This window comes from Micromonospora tarapacensis (genome assembly GCF_019697375.1).
Taxonomy (GTDB): Bacteria; Actinomycetota; Actinomycetes; order Mycobacteriales; family Micromonosporaceae; genus Micromonospora; species Micromonospora tarapacensis.
The window spans coordinates 950,163-963,359 of sequence record NZ_JAHCDI010000003.1 but is presented as its reverse complement, the minus strand read 5'-3'; the positions used below and the strand labels follow the sequence as shown (position 1 = coordinate 963,359).

Annotated in this window: 12 protein-coding genes and 1 pseudogene; 5 read left to right on the top strand and 8 right to left on the bottom strand. The window is 73.0% G+C overall.

Going from position 1 to position 13,197, the window contains the following annotated elements; genetic code table 11:
* The first annotated feature begins 62 nt into the window (after positions 1 to 62).
* The 5 genes and pseudogenes from KIF24_RS05395 (at position 63) to KIF24_RS05375 (ending at position 4,538) form a co-directional block, all read left to right on the top strand.
* Complete coding sequence (locus KIF24_RS05395; RefSeq protein WP_221083005.1) at positions 63 to 497, top strand: nitroreductase/quinone reductase family protein; 435 nt, start codon at positions 63 to 65, stop codon at positions 495 to 497.
* 203 nt (positions 498 to 700) lie between these two features.
* Positions 701 to 1,878 (top strand): annotated as a pseudogene (locus tag KIF24_RS05390) (sensor histidine kinase).
* Positions 1,868 to 3,076 (top strand): hypothetical protein, encoded by a 1,209-nt coding sequence (locus KIF24_RS05385; RefSeq protein WP_221083004.1) that lies wholly within the window; start codon positions 1,868 to 1,870, stop codon positions 3,074 to 3,076. Before KIF24_RS05390 ends, KIF24_RS05385 begins: the two are co-directional and overlap by 11 nt.
* Positions 3,049 to 3,762 carry a response regulator transcription factor gene (locus KIF24_RS05380; protein WP_221083003.1) on the top strand — a complete coding sequence of 238 codons (714 nt, stop codon included), beginning with the start codon at positions 3,049 to 3,051 and terminating at the stop codon, positions 3,760 to 3,762. Before KIF24_RS05385 ends, KIF24_RS05380 begins: the two co-directional genes overlap by 28 nt.
* A 74-nt stretch (positions 3,763 to 3,836) precedes the next feature.
* The gene (locus KIF24_RS05375) at positions 3,837 to 4,538 is read left to right on the top strand and encodes a hypothetical protein (protein ID WP_221083002.1); all 702 of its coding nucleotides are present in this window, start codon (positions 3,837 to 3,839) and stop codon (positions 4,536 to 4,538) included.
* 101 nt (positions 4,539 to 4,639) lie between these two features.
* Here the strand turns inward: KIF24_RS05375 and KIF24_RS05370 are convergent, their stop codons facing one another.
* The 8 genes from KIF24_RS05370 to KIF24_RS05335 form a co-directional block, all read right to left on the bottom strand.
* Positions 4,640 to 5,389, bottom strand: a complete 750-nt coding sequence (locus KIF24_RS05370) for a lysophospholipid acyltransferase family protein (RefSeq protein ID WP_221083001.1) — start codon at positions 5,387 to 5,389, stop codon at positions 4,640 to 4,642.
* Between the two features lie 54 nt (positions 5,390 to 5,443).
* Positions 5,444 to 7,504 carry an amylo-alpha-1,6-glucosidase gene (locus tag KIF24_RS05365; protein WP_221083000.1) on the bottom strand — a complete coding sequence of 687 codons (2,061 nt, stop codon included), beginning with the start codon at positions 7,502 to 7,504 and terminating at the stop codon, positions 5,444 to 5,446.
* Positions 7,504 to 7,872, bottom strand: coding sequence for an SCP2 sterol-binding domain-containing protein (locus KIF24_RS05360; protein ID WP_221082999.1), 369 nt, complete (start codon positions 7,870 to 7,872; stop codon positions 7,504 to 7,506). Before KIF24_RS05360 ends, KIF24_RS05365 begins: the two co-directional genes overlap by 1 nt.
* Positions 7,873 to 8,023: 151 nt before the next feature.
* Positions 8,024 to 8,440 (bottom strand): CBS domain-containing protein, encoded by a 417-nt coding sequence (locus tag KIF24_RS05355; protein ID WP_221082998.1) that lies wholly within the window; start codon positions 8,438 to 8,440, stop codon positions 8,024 to 8,026.
* A 68-nt stretch (positions 8,441 to 8,508) separates the two neighbouring features.
* Positions 8,509 to 8,949, bottom strand: a complete 441-nt coding sequence (locus KIF24_RS05350; protein WP_221082997.1) for a PPOX class F420-dependent oxidoreductase — start codon at positions 8,947 to 8,949, stop codon at positions 8,509 to 8,511.
* Positions 8,950 to 8,981: 32 nt separating this feature from the next.
* The gene (locus KIF24_RS05345) at positions 8,982 to 10,004 is read right to left on the bottom strand and encodes an aspartate-semialdehyde dehydrogenase (protein ID WP_221082996.1); all 1,023 of its coding nucleotides are present in this window, start codon (positions 10,002 to 10,004) and stop codon (positions 8,982 to 8,984) included.
* Between the two features lie 304 nt (positions 10,005 to 10,308).
* On the bottom strand, positions 10,309 to 11,661 hold the full coding sequence (locus tag KIF24_RS05340; protein ID WP_221082995.1) for a M16 family metallopeptidase: 1,353 nt from the start codon (positions 11,659 to 11,661) through the stop codon (positions 10,309 to 10,311).
* An 85-nt stretch (positions 11,662 to 11,746) separates the two neighbouring features.
* Positions 11,747 to 13,039 carry a M16 family metallopeptidase gene (locus tag KIF24_RS05335; protein ID WP_221082994.1) on the bottom strand — a complete coding sequence of 431 codons (1,293 nt, stop codon included), beginning with the start codon at positions 13,037 to 13,039 and terminating at the stop codon, positions 11,747 to 11,749.
* Positions 13,040 to 13,197 lie beyond the last annotated feature (158 nt).

The following is a 13,197-nucleotide window of genomic DNA, read 5'->3' as shown; positions in this document are numbered from 1 at the left end:
ATAATACGCCAGGCCCGTTCCCGGCGGGGCACGGGGTTGCCGCTGACTGCTGGAATCGAGGCATGACAGAGAACGCGGACGCCGGGCGGGGACAGCGGGTTCCGGCCTATCGGCGGCCAGGATGGTTCGTCGTCCGGGTGGCCAACCCCCTGATGCGATGGCTGGGCGCGGCCAGCACGCTCGACGTGCCACGCCGGATCACCGGCACCCGGCAGCGCGTGCCGGTGAACATCCTCGAACTGGACGGGCAGCGGTACCTCGTCTCGGTACGCGGCCGGACCGAGTGGGTGCGTAACCTGCGGGCCGCCGGTCACTGCACCGTGCGACACCGCGGCCGGCACGCCCGGTACCGGGCGGTGGAGATCTCCGGCGACCCGCGCGAGAGGACCCTCGCCGCCTACCGGCACCGCTGGGGCGCCGGGCCGGTACGCCGGCTTCTCGACGAACTGCCCGATCCAGCCGACCACCCGACCTTCCGCCTCGATCCGGCCGAGTAGCCGGACGCGGCGGCGTCGCGAGGGACCAGAGCGCGAAGGACCAGAGCGCGAGGGACCAGAGCGCGAGGGGCCGAAGCCTGACACGACGCCAGCGCGCCCGACACCGGCAGTAATCATGGCGGTGATCCCGTGTTATTCTCCGGCGTCGATCTCCGCAGCGCGGACCCGGATCGGGTCGTTTGTCGTAAAGGACGCCTTCCCGAATGCCGGCCCTGCCCAGCCCCTCCACGTCACCCGCCCCGGTGGAACGTCCGGCCGCCGGCGCGCTCGCGTTCATCTTCACCCGGCTGCCGGCATTGCTTCGGCTCTCCTGCGGCATCGCCGGTGGCGTGGTGGCGCTCGCCGTGCGAACCCCGCCGGTGCGCCCGGGATTGCTGGTGCCGGCCGTGGCGGCGCTGACCGCCTGGTCGGTCTGGTACGCGCTACGCGCCTGGCGCCGCGGCATCGACGCGCCGCTCGTCGCCGGGGACGTAGCACTGACCATCGCCGCCTGTCTGGCGATCCCGGTCCTCGTCGCGCCGGAGGTGCTGCCCGGCGAGGCGAGCTGGATCGCCGTGCTGGCCAGCACCACCGTGATCAACGCCCAGGCGACGGCATCGGCCCGCTGGTCGATTCCGGCGGGGCTGCTGGTCACCGCCGCCTACGCCACGGGCGCGCACACGGCCGGCAACCCCGCCGAGGCGAGCGCCCACGCGGCGACCCTGCTGGCACAGACCGCCTGCACGGCGATGATGACCGGGGTGATGCGTCGACGCATCACCCGCGCCGACACCGCCTTCGTCGCCGGCCAGCGGGCCGCGCGGCACGCCCTGGTCGCCCGTACCGCGCGGGAGGCGGAGCGGCAGCAGAACCGTGACCTGCACGACACCGTCCTGGCCACGCTCACCATGGTCGGGCAGGGCGCGATGGTCGGCCCGACCGGTGCGCTACGCGAGCGGTGCGCCGCCGACCTGCGTACCCTCGCCACCCTGGCCGAGGCCCGGTCGGTGCCGCACGACGCGACGGCCCGGCTGGACGAACGGTTGCGGGAGGTGCGCACCCGGCTGCCCGGCCTGGCCCTCACCGCGGACCTGCCGCCGTGCACGGTGCCGGCGCCGGTCGCGGAGGCGGTCGCCGAGAGTGCGCACGCCGCGCTGTCAAACGTCGCCCGGCACGCCGCCGGCGCCGGGCCACCCTTCGGCTGCGGCAGTTCGCCGGCACCGTCACGGTCGAGGTGGCCGACGACGGTCCCGGCTTCGACCCGGCCACGATCCCGGCCCACCGGTACGGCCTGCGCGAGTCGGTACGTGGCCGGATGACGACGGTCGGCGGCCGGGCCGACATCGACTCCGCGCCCGGCCAGGGGACCCGGATCCGGCTGGAGTGGTCGGATGTCGGCTGAGCCGGGTACGACGTTCCTGCCGCACCGGACGCGGCCGGGCCGGTTACCGGCTCCCCGGAACAACACCGCGGTGGACGCACCGGCCGACGCGGGCGGGGCGGCTGCGGCGGTGGCCCGCACCTCCGATCGGGGTGCCCGGGTCGTGGCCGTCACCATCGCGCTGGTCTGGCATCTGGCGATCGGGCTGCCCGCGGTGCTCGCCGCCCGATCGACGCTGGCCGTGCCCCAGGTGGTGCTCGGCGGCTGGCTGCTGGTCGCGGCGCTCGGGGTGGTCGCCGGGATCCGGCTGCTGCGCGACAGCGCGCTGCCGGCACCGCCGCTGGCCGCACTCCTGCTGCTGGTCGACGTCGCCGTGTTCGCCGCGGTGGGTCGGGCCCAGCTGTTCAGCCCCGCGAACTGGGTGTGGGGCACGCTCGCCTGGTTCTTCCTGGTGGTGCTCTGGGGCCGACCGGTGCGGTGGCTGCTCGCCCTGCTGGCTGCCCACGCGGCCACCGCGCTGACCGCCGTCGCGCTGTACGGCGCGACCGGTGCCGCCGACCTGGCCCGCTCCGCGATGGCCCTGTACGGCACGTCGTCCCTGCCGGTGGCGGTCTTCGCCGGTGCCACGGCGCTCGCCACGCTGTCCCGTGACCGGGCGGCCACCGCGGCGGCCACGAACGCCGTGGTGGCCGAACGGGAGGCCGCCGAGCGTGCCCGGCACGACCGGCGGGAGCGGCTGGCATTCGTCAGCCGCGCCGCCAGCGACGTGCTCACCGAGCTGGCCCAGGGGCGGGCGGATCCGGCCGACCCGGAGGTGCAGCGCCGCTGTGTCCGCGCCGCCGCGCGGTTACGCAGGCTGATCGCCGAGTCCGACGACGTGCCGCATCCCCTGCTGCACGAGCTGCGGGCCGCGGCCGACCTGGCCGAACGCAACGGCTTCCCCATCGACCTGGTCACCATCGGGACACCGCCACCGCTGCCGGTGCGGATCCGCCGGAGCCTGGCCGATCCACTCAGCGCCACCCTCGCCGACACGCACGACTGGGCCCGGCTGACCGTGGTCTCCAGCCCGGACGAGGTGGTGGTCAGCCTCGTCACACCCGATCGGGCGGGCCCCGACCCGGCCGGGCAGCCGCCCGAGGTCAGCGACGGGCAGGTCGAGCATCTCTACGAACGGGACGGGAAGATCAGATGGACGCAGACGCGCTGGCGCCGGTGACGCCGGGGCGGCCCGTCGGCGTGGCGATCGTGGACGACCACCCCGTGGTCATCGACGGGGTGCGCGCCTGGCTGGCCACCGAGCCGCGGCTGATCGTGCTGGCCACCGGTGACGATCCCGACGAGGTGTTGCGGGCCGCGCCGGACGCCGACGTCGTCCTGCTCGACCTGCGGCTGCACGGCCGGCTGGTGCTCGACAAGCTGGCCGAGCTGAGTGCCGCCGGTCGTCGCGTGGTGGTCTACTCGGAGCATTCCGACCCGCAGACGATGCTGTCCGCGTTGGACGCCGGTGCGGTGGCCTTCCTCGCCAAGAACGAGGGTCGGGAGCACTGCGTGGCGACCGTGCTGGACGCGGCGAGCGACCGGCCGTACGTCGCACCGGCGCTGGCGGGGGCCATGGTCGGTGATCCGCGGCCGGATCGGCCGGTGCTGTCCGACAAGGAACGCGAGGCCCTGCTGCTGTGGTTCCAGTCGATGTCGAAGGCGTCGGTGGCCCGACGGATGCGGATCAGCGAGCACACGGTCAAGCAGTACGTCGACCGGGCGAGGATCAAGTACACCCGGGCGGGCAGGCCGGCCGCCACGAAGGCGGCGTTGCTCGCCCGCGCGATCGAGGACGGGCTCGTCCGCCCGGAGGAAATTGGCATCTACCGGTCACAGGCGTCCGCCGATTGGCCGACCCCCTAACGGGCGTCATGACAGGCGCGTCGGGCTCGGCGAGGCTCGTCCGCAGATGCCGTCTGCACCGGAGGTCCCTGACGATGCACGATGATGCGTCCCCGTTCTTCATCTCCCCGCATCGCTTCGACGCGGCCGGCGACGACCCGGGCCCGGTGCTGGACCGCCGGCACGAACTGGTGCCGGACGGTGACGAGCGGGTGCTCGGCCGCCACCGGGTGGACGTGGCGGGTTACCTGCTCGGCCCGACCGAGGCCCGGCGCAGCTGGGCGCTGCCGTCCCAGGTCACGCTCACCGTCACCGATCGCCGGCTGGTGCACGTCGGCGGCGCCGGGCGGCTCGCCCTCGTCCGGGCCGGGCATCGCCAGGTGACCCCGATGCCGGGGCTCGTCAGCGGACAGATCCGCTGGCAGTGGCCGTCCCGGCTGGAGCTGCTGCCGGCCGGCGAGGACGGCCCGGCCCGGCTGCTGGTGGTCTGTGACGCGCTGCGCACCATCCAGCAGCCGGCGCTCGCCCTGGTCGGTGCGGGCCCTCTGGTCGGCGAGCTCGCCCGGCTGGTCCGCCACGCCGTGGCCACGTTCCGGCTGCTCCGGCCCGAGCTGGTGGACCTGTCCCCGCCCGAGCGGGACGCGCTGGCCCGGCTGACCCGGACAGCTCCGCTGGCCGGTACGACGCGGGTGCTGCTACCCGGCTCCCTGCCCGTCGAGTTCCATTCCCGGGACGACTACTACCGGCCGCGACAGGCCGATCCGCAGCCGTACGGCGCGGCGTCCGGGCAGCGTTAGGCCGGCGGTCGTACCCGCACCGCCGGATCCGGGCGGGCGGGCCGGAATCCGGCGGCGGCACACCGGCAGGGCTGCCCGTCCGGGTCCGGTGCGGGCGCGGATCAGCTCGTCGGGGCGCGGCGGTCACCGGCGTCGAGCAGCGCAGCCTGCTCCGGGGTCGGCGCACTGCCGCCGAGGTGAGCCGGCAGCCACCAGCGGTCCTCCGGTGTCGCGGGCTGGTCCGGGTACTCCCGCTGGGCCCGCTCGACCAGCGCGTGCAACCGGGTGCGCAGGTCGGCACTCATCGCGTGGGTGTCCGGATAGGCGACCGAATCCATCGGCTCGCCGATCAGAATGGTGATCGGGGTGTGCCGGCGGGTGAGCGTACGCGGCCGGCCCTTCGTCCACAGGCGCTGGGTTCCCCAGAGCGCGACGGGCAGCACCGGCACCGCCGCCTCGCGAGCCATCCGGATGGCGCCGCTCTTGAGTTCCTTGACCGTGAAGGAGCGGCTGATGGTGGCCTCGGGGAAGACTCCGACCACCTCGCCGGCCCGCAGCGCACCCACCGCGGCGGCGTACGAGTCGGCGCCCGCGCGCCGGTCCACCGGAATGTGCCGCATCCCGCGCATGAGTGGACCCGACACCCGGTGCCGGAACACCGAATCCTTCGCCATGAACCGGACGAGTCGCCTGGACTCGAGCGCGCCCAGCCCGCAGAAGATGAAGTCGAGGTAACTGACATGGTTGCTGGCCAGCACCGCCCCACCGGTGCGGGGCACGTGGTGGTCGCCGTCGACGGTCAGCTTGAGGTCGAGGACCCGGAACATCGTCTTGGCGGCGGCGATCACGGGTGGGTACACGAGTTCCGGCATCCGACAACTTTACCCTGAGTAGGTTACGCATCGGTAGGGTCGCCGCCGCCCCGATCAGTCGGCCAGGTCGTGCAGGTCGAGGCGGCCACGGGCGAAGGCGTCCACCCGACCCCAGCGGCCCGGGATGTCCAGCACCTCGATCCGCCCCATGCCCACCGGCAGCCGTGGCTCGACCGCCAGGTGCCCGTCGTGCGGTTCGAGACCGAGCATGGTGCGCAGCAGCAGCAGCGGCGCACCCGTCGACCACGCCTGCGGGCTGCACGCCGTCGGGTACTCCACCGGGAACTTCGTCTGCTCGCGCGGATAGCCGCCGAATGCCTCCGGCAGCCGCCCGTCGAAGTACCGGGCAGCGTCCAGGATCCCGCTGGCGATGGTGGCCGCCTCCTCGGCGAAGCCGTACCGGCGCAGTCCCCAGGCGCAGAAGGAGGTGTCGAAGGGCCAGACGGTGCCGTTGTGGTACCCGATGGGGTTGTAACGGATCTCGCCCTCGGCCAGCGTGCGAACCCCCCAGCCGGTGAACAGCCGCGGCCCGACCAGGTGCTCCGCGATCTGCGCGGCCCGGTCGTCGTCGACGATCCCGCTCCACAGCAGGTGGCCGATGTTGGAGCTGAGCACGTCGCACTGCCGCCCGTCCGGGTCCAGCGCGAGCGCGTAGTAGCCGCCGTCGGCGACCCACCAGTCCCGGTTGAACCGTTCCTTGAGCGCCGCGGCCTCCCGCTCCAACTGATCGGCGAACGCCGGGTCGCCCCAGAACTCGCGGGCCAACCGCGCCCCGCGCATCTTCGCGTCGTACGCGTACCCCTGCACCTCGCAGGTGGCCCGCGGAAACGGCGGCAGCGTGCCGTCGCGGTAGGAGATGGAGTCCCAGGAGTCCTTCCAGCACTGGTTCTCCAGGCCGGTGTCGGTGTTGCGCCGCTCGTACCAGATGTAGCCGTTGCCGACCAGATCGGCGTGGTCGTCGATCCAGTCGAACGCCCGGCGGCACTCCTGCTCCAACTCCCTGACCAGCGCGCCGTCACCGCTCCACTGCTCGTACTCGTCGAGCAGCACCACGAACAGCGGCGTGGAGTCCACCGCGCCGTAGTAGGGCGAGTGCGGCTGCTCCTCGAACGCGGCGCTCTCGCCGTAGCGCATCTCGTGCAGAATCCGGCCCGGATCCTCCTCCCGGAAGTCGTCGAACCGGGTGCCCTGCAGGGCGGCCAGGATTCGCAGGGTGGTCGCGCTCAGTTCGGGCGTGAACGGCAACGTCTGCAGGCAGGTCAGGATGCTGTCCCGGCCGAACATGGTCATGAACCAGGGCAGGCCGGCGGCCGGGAGGATCTGGCCGCCGAGCGACAGCGGCGAGAAGCGCAACGCGGCCAGGTCGACGATGCACTTTCGGTACGTCGCGCCGACCTCACCGTGCTCGCTGTTCACCTTCGGTGCCTTGCGGATCCACTCCTCCAGGTCGTGCTGGAGCGCGAGCCGCTCGGTGGCGTGCACCTGCACCCCCATCCGCAGGTCCCGCCCGCCCGGACCGAGCGCCAGGGTCTGCACGTCGATGACGGTGTCCCACTGCTCGTTCGGCTCCAGGTGGACGGTGTACGCGAAGCCGCTGCGGTCGAACCGGGCCGGCGCGGACGATGAGATGATCGTCTCCCGCTTGAAGTTGCCGCGCCGGTAGCCGAGGCGCAGCCGCTCCGGCTCGACCTCGGAATAGATCTCGCCCTTCTTGTTCAGGATCTCGTCCTTCACCTCGAACAGGTCGGCGAAGTCGCAGGCGGCGTCCATCCGGATCTCCAGCTCGACCGCCTTCTCGTCGTGGTTGAGGATGGTGACGCTCTCCCGGAAACTCTCACCGACCGCCCGCTCCCGGATGATCGAGAGTTTCGCGTCGACGTAGTGCGTGGCCAGGCCGGGCACCAGGAAGAAGCGCGACTCGTAGTACTGGAGGTCGTCGTAGGAGAGGGCGTTCAGCCGCTCGCCGTCGACCGTGAGCACCCACTTGGACAGGAAGCGGGTGTCGATGGAGAACAATCCGGTCGGCTCCGTCGGCGTCGCCTCGATGTCCCCGGTGGGCTCGCAGACGACGAAGGTGTTGCCGTCGAGGATCCGCACGGTGTGGCTCGGCGCCATCACTGCACCCCCTTCCGGTAGCGGTGCGGCCCCTGGGCGTACGGCGGCCCGGGGAAGATCCGTTCCACCTGCACCACCAGGCGGGGGTCGCCGGTCACCGTCATGTCCCCCCGCAGCAGCGCCGCCAGCCCGTTCTCCCGGCCGGTGACCAGGTCCTCGAACAGTTCCGGGCTGGTGCCGACCACCGTGTCCGCCTCCATGTCCTCCTGGCTGACCCTGACCTCCCCGCGGTCGATCCGCACCAGCCAGTGCGTGGTCTGCGGCCCCTCGTGCAGATCGAAGCGCAGGGCTCCGGAGGTCTTCGCCAGCAGGGGCTCGTACCCCCGGTGGTCGAGGTCCTCGAAGAAACGTGTGGTCGTGTCCGCCATCGCCACCCTCCTCCCGGTCACTCGTGTCCCGGGTTCGGGTCCCCGCCGGCCGGGACGTCAACCTCGCCCGGATGGGGTGAGTCGCCGGGCGACGCCGGCGACGCGAAGCCGGCTCCCCGCACCGGGGAGCCGGCTTCGATCGGCGGGTGGATCAGTTGTTGGGGTCGTCGGCGCTGATGTCGGCGAGCACCGACTGGGGCTCCCGCTCGACGGCCAGGTCGCCCATCGACACCAGGCCGATCAGCCGGCCGTCCTCGATCACGGGCAGCCGCCGCACGGCGTACGTCCGCATCAGGTCGGCGGCGGCGACGGCGTCATCGTACTGACTCACCGTCACCACGTCCTTGCTGGTGATCTGGTTCAGCCGGGTGGTGTCCGGGTCCATCTGCTCCGCGACGCCGCGAACCGTGATGTCCCGGTCCGTGACGATACCGACCACGCTGTCGCCGTCGGTCACCACCACATCGCCGATCGCGGAGTCACGCATCTCCTGGGCCGCCGCGACCAGTGTGGCGTTGCCGTCCATGGTCACCAATCGGGTGGTCATGAACTCTCCGACCGTTGTCATGGTGCCTCCCTCTGGGTGTGGGGCAACCATGGGTCTACCCGGCCGCACCGACCAGTAACGTGGGGCGGTCAGCCGCGCGGTGCGACGCCGTAGCGGCGTTCCACGTGCAGCCGCAGCACCAGCCGCCGCTCGCCGACCATGGCCCGCCGGTAGTCGTCCCAGTCCGGGTGCTCGCCCTGCACCGCCCGGTAGAGCCCGACGAGTTCGGCGACGGTGTCGTCCCCCGGCTCCACCGCGACCGGGCTCAGCTCGGCCCGCACCTCGGCCACCGCGTACGCCCAGCCGTCGTCGCTGCTGACGTGGAAGCTGGCGCGCGGGTCGCGGCGCAGGTTCGCGGTCTTCGCCCGGCCGTCGGTCACCGACACCCGGATCACCCCCGCCTCCCGGTCGAACGCGTAGACCACGTTGGACAGCTGCGGCCGCCCGTCCCGCTTCATGGTCGCCAGCACCCCCAACGAACGGCTCGCGATCAGGTCGTCCAGCGCCTGCCGGTTCTGGTCGTCGGTCACGGCATCCTCCACGTCGTCGACAGGGACACGCCTCAGCCCTCGGCCGCGACCAGCTCGGCGATCTGCACGGCGTTGAGCGCGGCGCCCTTGCGCAGATTGTCGTTGGAGCAGAACAACGCGAGGCCGTGCTCGACGGTCTCGTCGGCGCGGATCCGGCCCACGAACGTCGGATCCTGACCGGCCGCAAGCAGCGGCGTCGGCACCTCGGAGAGCGCCACACCGGGGGCACCGGCGAGCAGTTCGTGCGCCCGCCGCGGGCTGATCGGCCGGGCGAACCGGGCGTTGATCTGAAGCGAGTGCCCGGTGAAGACCGGCACCCGGACGCAGGTCCCGGAGACCTTCAGGCCAGGAATCTCCAGGATCTTGCGGCTCTCGTTGCGGAGCTTCTGCTCCTCGTCGGTCTCCCCCGAACCGTCGTCGACGACCGAGCCGGCCAGCGGGAGCACGTTGAACGCGATGGGCCGGGCGAACGAGCGCGGGGCGGGGAAATCCGCCGCGGCGCCGTCGAAGGTCAGCCCGGTCGCCGTCTCGGCCACCTTGCGGATCTGTTCGTCCAGCTCGGCGACGCCGGCCAGCCCGGCACCGGAGACCGCCTGGTACGTCGAGACGACCAGGCTGACCAGCTCCGCCTCGGCGTGCAGCGGGCGCAGCACCGGCATCGCGGCCATGGTGGTGCAGTTCGGGTTGGCGATGATGCCCTTGGGCCGGGCGGCGGCGGCGTGCGAGTTGACCTCGGCGACGACCAGCGGCACGTGCGGGTCCATCCGGAACGCCGAGGAGTTGTCGATGACCACGGCACCGGCGGCGGCGACCCGTGGCGCCAACTCCTTCGCGGAGCCCTTGCCCGCGGAGAAGATCACGATGTCCAGCCCCGAGTAGTCGGCGGTGGCCGCGTCCTCGACGGTGATCTCCTCGCCGCGCCAGGCAATTGTCCGGCCGGCCGACCGCGCCGAGGCGAAGAACCTGACCTGTTCCGCCGGGAACTCCCGCTCCGCCAGCACCTGCCGCATCACGCCACCGACCTGGCCGGTGGCTCCCACAATGCCGATCCTCATGCCGCGAGGCTACCCAGCCCGGCGCGTCGACCGGGAGCGCTTTCCCACCGCCCGGGGTCGCCGGCGGCCGGGCCGGGCCGGCCCGCCCCGGACAGCCACCTCCCGATCGGTCAGATCTCCGGAAGAACAGCGTCGCCCGGCCCGCCCCGACCGCAACATCTCTGCCGAAACTGCCGCGACCGCGACCGACGTCACACTCACCGCCACCGCCCACCCGGTAGGGGCAGCCGCGCTGCACCGGTCCGGTCCGACTCGGCGCAGCGGGCGGCGGGGCCGGAGACCGGCCCCGCGCACGCCGGTTAGGTCAGCCCGCCGCGGGGTGGTCGACCAGCTCACCGAGGCCGGTGGCGACCAGCTCGTCCCTGATCAGTGCGGCGTCACCCTCCACCACCAGGGTCAGCGACTCCGGCCGCAGGTGGGCGGCGGCGGCCGCCGAGACCTGGGCCACGTCGGCGGCGAGCAGTGCCTCGCGCAGCCGGGCGTGATAGTCGTCCGGCAGGTCGTGCACCACCAGCGTGCTCAACGCGCCGGCGATCGCCCGGGGGCTCTGCAACTCGACCGAGAGCTGCCCCGCCCGCCAGGACCGGGCCACGGCCAACTCGTCCTCGGTCACCCCACCGGCCTGGGTACGCGCGATCTCCCCGACCACCTCCACCAGCGCCGGTGCGGTGACGGCGGTCTGCACGCCGGAACTGACCGCGAACCGGCCGAGCCGGCGGGACGACCCGAAATCGCCCCGGATGCCGTACGTGTAGCCGCGCACCTCGCGGATGAGGTGGTTCAGCCGGGAGGTGAACGCCCCCCCGAGCAGCGTGCCGGCCAGGGCGATCGGTACGTGGTCCGGGTGCGCCCGATGCGGCGCGGGATGCCCGAGCCGCAGCGTGGACTGCACCGAGCCGGGCCGGTCGACCAGGATGATCCGGCGCCCGGCTCGCGCCGGCACCTCGATCGGCGCGCCCCGGTCCACCGGGCCGCCGCCGGTGCCGGTGAATGCCGTCGCGGCGAGCGCGTCCAGGTCGAGCCGGTCCAGGTCACCGGCGACCACGAGGGTTCCCGGGCGGAGGAACCACTCCGAGTGGAAGACGTTGACGTCCTCCACGTCCAGGCCGGCCACCGAGTCGGGGTCGCCGTACATCGGTCGGCCCCACCGGTTGGCGGCACCGAACAGGTCGGCACGCAACGCCGCGTCGGCGCGCGGGCCGGGATTGGCCCAGTCCATCCGCAACGCGGTCGCCTCGTCGTCGCGGACCCGCCGGACGTCGTCCGGGTCCAACCTCGGCGTACGCACCGCCTCGGCGAGCAGTTCCACCGCCGCGCCCAGCCGCTCCACCGGCACCTGCACGCTCACCTGGAAGGTGTCCCAGTCCAGCCCGGTCACCAACTCGGTGCCGAGTGCCTCGATGGCCAGCGCGTACGCGGTGGCGTCGCGCTGCGTGGTGCCCTCCTCGAGAGCCTTTGCCAGCACCCCGCCGAGCCCCTCCCGGCCCACGGGTTCCCGGCCCGCCCCCGCGTCCAGCAGCAGCAGCGCGACGGCGAGATTCTGGCCGGGCAGGTGCGCGGCGACGACCTGACCGCCGGCCACCGAGCGGCGGACCACCTGCGGGAAGCGGTACGGGCGGGCCTCGCCCGGCCCGGGACGGTCGGCGATCAACGTCACTGAGCAATCCTTTCGTTCGCGACTGCGGGGCTCACGGGTGCCAGGGCCCAGCGCCCCGCCGGGCCGCGCCGCTCACTCCTCGCGCTCACGGCTTCTCCTCGGGACGGTAGGTCAGGGTCACCCGGTCGTCGGCGGCGAGCACCTCGGCCGCCACCTCGGCGATCTGCTCGGCGGTCACCGCGAGCCAGGCCGGCAGCCGCTCGGCGACGCTGGCCGGGTCGCCGAACTGCGTGGCGTACCGGCCCAGCGCGTCCGCCCGTCCGTCCACCGTGGACATCTGTCGCCACCACGCGGTGGTCAGCAGCGCCTTCGCGCGGTCCAGCTCGGCGGCGGTGACCGGCACGGTGGCCAACTCGTCGACCACCTCGGCGAGCCCGGCGGCCAGCCGCTCACCGCTGACCCCGGGCCGCGCGGTGGCGGTGGCGATGAGTGGCGCCGGGGCGTGCGCCAGATCCACCCCGTACGCCCCGACCAGGTCGGGCTGGGCGATCCGCTCGCCGTCGGCGAGGCGCTGGTAGAGCCGGCTGCCCCGGCCGCTACCCAGCACCGTGGCCAGCACGGTCACCACGTCGTACTCGGGGCTGCCGAACGGGTGGGTGCGGTGCGCGACGTACACCCGGGGGGCCGGCACGTCGGTGACCACCGTCTCCTCGGCGGGCACACCCGCGGCCGGCACGACCCGACCGTCCGGCGCCGGAGGGATCTCCGGCCGGGGCGGGATCGCGCCGAAGTACTTCCCGGCCAGGGCGACGACCTCGTCGGCGCTGGTGTCGCCGACCACGGTGAGGACCGCGTTGTTCGGCGCGTAGTAGGTCCGGTGGAACGCCTGGAAGGTGGCCAGGTCGGCGGCGTTCAGGTCGGCCATCGAGCCGATGGTGGCGTGATGGTAGGGGTGGCCCGGCGGATAGAGCAGGGGCAGCAGCCGCAGCCAGGCGTCGCCGTACGGCACGTTCTCGTAGCGCTGCCGCCGCTCGTTCTTGACCACGTCCCGCTGGTTGTCCAGCGTCTCCTGGGTGAGCGCCGGCACCAGCCCACCCATCCGGTCGGCCTCCAGCCAGAGCGCCAACTCCAGATGCTCGGCCGGGACCGTCTCGAAGTAGTTCGTGCGGTCCGGGTTGGTGGTGGCGTTGAGCGAGCCGCCCGCCCCCTGCACCAGCTTCATGTGCTCGGTCTTCGCCACGTGCACCGAGCCCTCGAACATCAGGTGCTCGAAGAGGTGCGCGAACCCGGTCTGACCGGCCGGCTCGTGCCGGGAGCCGACGTCGTACCAGAGGTTGACCGCGACCGCCGGAGCGGTGCGGTCCTCGCTGATCACCACGCGCAGGCCGTTGTCCAGTCGGGTCGTCGAGATGGGCCAGGGGTAACCACTGTCGGGCATGGCACCGACGCTATCCGATCTCCCGCCTCGGCAGGTCTCGGGACGCCCCACCGGCTCTCGGGACGCCCCACCGGCGAGCCGGCGCCGACGCGTCGCCCGCCACCCGACGCGGCACCCTCCGGGCGGTCGGCATCGACGGTCCGCCGAGGGCGCCGGGC

Excerpts from the sequence above, each read along its gene's own strand:
- KIF24_RS05395 (WP_221083005.1), top strand. The coding sequence starts at position 63 with ATGACAGAGAACGCGGACGCCGGGCGGGGACAGCGGGTTCCGGCCTAT.
- KIF24_RS05385 (WP_221083004.1), top strand. The coding sequence starts at position 1,868 with ATGTCGGCTGAGCCGGGTACGACGTTCCTGCCGCACCGGACGCGGCCG.
- KIF24_RS05380 (WP_221083003.1), top strand. The coding sequence starts at position 3,049 with ATGGACGCAGACGCGCTGGCGCCGGTGACGCCGGGGCGGCCCGTCGGC.
- KIF24_RS05375 (WP_221083002.1), top strand. The coding sequence starts at position 3,837 with ATGCACGATGATGCGTCCCCGTTCTTCATCTCCCCGCATCGCTTCGAC.
- KIF24_RS05370 (WP_221083001.1), bottom strand. The coding sequence starts at position 5,389 with ATGCCGGAACTCGTGTACCCACCCGTGATCGCCGCCGCCAAGACGATG.
- KIF24_RS05365 (WP_221083000.1), bottom strand. The coding sequence starts at position 7,504 with ATGGCGCCGAGCCACACCGTGCGGATCCTCGACGGCAACACCTTCGTC.
- KIF24_RS05360 (WP_221082999.1), bottom strand. The coding sequence starts at position 7,872 with ATGGCGGACACGACCACACGTTTCTTCGAGGACCTCGACCACCGGGGG.
- KIF24_RS05355 (WP_221082998.1), bottom strand. The coding sequence starts at position 8,440 with ATGACAACGGTCGGAGAGTTCATGACCACCCGATTGGTGACCATGGAC.
- KIF24_RS05345 (WP_221082996.1), bottom strand. The coding sequence starts at position 10,004 with ATGAGGATCGGCATTGTGGGAGCCACCGGCCAGGTCGGTGGCGTGATG.
- KIF24_RS05335 (WP_221082994.1), bottom strand. The coding sequence starts at position 13,039 with ATGCCCGACAGTGGTTACCCCTGGCCCATCTCGACGACCCGACTGGAC.